The sequence below is a fragment of the Acidovorax sp. KPB24-07 genome (assembly GCF_057543315.1).
This window is the reverse complement of record NZ_BAAJYS010000558.1, coordinates 1-1775: the sequence shown is the minus strand read 5'-3', so window position 1 is coordinate 1775 and position 1775 is coordinate 1. Positions and strand designations below refer to the sequence as shown.

Below are 1775 nucleotides of genomic sequence, written 5' to 3'. Positions count from 1 at the left end.
GCTGGCTGGCGGCGCCCAGGCTCAAGGTGGAGGGCACCGAAAAACGTGGGCTCGGCGCCGGCGCCGGCGCCGGCATCGCCGCCGCCGATCTGGCGCGTCAGCTGGCGCTGGATGGCCTCCGAGAGCCCGCCCTGGCGGCCCGACATCTGGATGGACAGCTGCTGGTCGAGCATGTCCGTGCCCAGGTCAGCCTGGCCGCCTTCCATGAGGCCGGACTTCATCGTCGCCTCGCGCATGCTCTTGATCATCTCGCGCATGAAGAGCGATTCGAACTGCTTGGCCGCTTCCTTGGCGGCCTGCGGGCTGTTCTGACCGGCCTCGTACTTGAGCGCGTTGAGCGAGCGCGAATCGACGGCCAGCGCATTGGTGGCGGTGGTGGTCGCGGCAGAGGGCAGGGTCATGGCCATGTGCGGTCTCCCGTCAGGTCGGGCGCTGTCCCGCGGGGCGCAGGGACGGCAAGGTGGCGGCCTGGGTCATCAGATGACCTCCAGCTCGGCGTTCAGGGCGCCCGCGGCCTTGATGGCCTGCAGGATGGCCAGCAGGTCCTGCGGCGTGGCGCCCAGGGTGTTGAGCGCACGCACCACGTCGGCCAGCTGCGGCGACGGCGGCATCTGGATGATGTTGCCCGGCTCCTGCTTGACGGTGATGTCGCTCTTTTGCGCCACCACGGTCTGCCCTTGCGACAGCGGGTTGGGCTGGCTGATGACGGGCGTGGAGCTGATGGTGATCGACAGGTTGCCGTGCGCGATGGCGCAGGGGCCCAGCGTCACGGCCTGGTTCAGCACGATGGAGCCGGTGCGGGCGTTGATGACGACCTTGGCGGAGGGGACGGAGTCGGCCACCGCCAGTTCTTCCAGGTCGGCGATGAAGTTCACCCGGGCGCCGGGGTCCAGGGGCGCGCGCACCTGCACCGTGCGGCCGTCCAGCGCCGTGGCGATGCCGGCGCCGTTGCCCAGCTTGCCGTTGATGGCCTGGGCCACCTTGCGGGCGGTCTGGAAGTCCGAGGCGTTCAGGCCCAGGGTGATGGTGTCGCTGTCGTTCAGCGGGGTGGGCACCGAGCGTTCCACTTGTGCGCCATCGGGAATGCGGCCGGCGCTCAGGTGGTTGATCTGCACCTTGCTGCCGCCGGCAGATGCCCCGGCACCGCCCACGACCATGTTGCCCTGCGCCATGGCGTAGATCTCGCCGTCGGCGCCGCGCAGCGGCGTGGCGATCAGCGTGCCGCCCTTGAGCGACTTGGCGTTGCCCATGGAGGACACGCTCACGTCGATGGTCTGGCCGGGCTGGGCGAAGGCGGGCAGCTGGGCGGTGACGATCACCGTCGCCACGTTCTTGAGCTGGGGCGCCGCCGTGCCGGGCGGCAGGCTGATGCCCATCTGCTGCAGGTAGTTCGTCATCGCCTGCGTGGTGAAGGGCATCTGCGTGGTCTGGTCGCCCGTGCCGTCCAGGCCCACGACGAGGCCATAGCCCGTCAACTGGTTGCTGCGCACGCCTTGCACGGCCGCCACTTCCTTGATGCGCAGGGCATGGGCGGGCAACGCCGCGCACAGGGTGGCCAGGGCGGCCAGCAGCCACACGAGCCGCGACGCGCGCGAAATCAGGGGAGAGGGCAGGGCTTTCATGGCCTCGATTGTGAAAGCGGACCGCTTCACGGGATGGGCCAAAAAGATGCCGGATTACCGGTCAATTGGGGCGGCCGGCCCCGGGGGAATACCAGCGAAAAATGCCGCCAGTGCAATCATCACTAGGGCATTGTGCTATAAAAATAATAGCAA

At 68.6% G+C, this 1775-nt stretch carries 1 protein-coding gene and 1 pseudogene; both read right to left on the bottom strand.

Annotated features, from left to right (window positions below):
• Positions 1 to 407: pseudogene (locus AC27IQ_RS23810) on the bottom strand (rod-binding protein); the annotation flags it as partial.
• Positions 408 to 476: 69 nt separating this feature from the next.
• The gene (locus AC27IQ_RS23805) at positions 477 to 1622 is read right to left on the bottom strand and encodes a flagellar basal body P-ring protein FlgI (RefSeq protein WP_272565446.1); all 1146 of its coding nucleotides are present in this window, start codon (positions 1620 to 1622) and stop codon (positions 477 to 479) included.
• Positions 1623 to 1775: the final 153 nt, after the last annotated feature.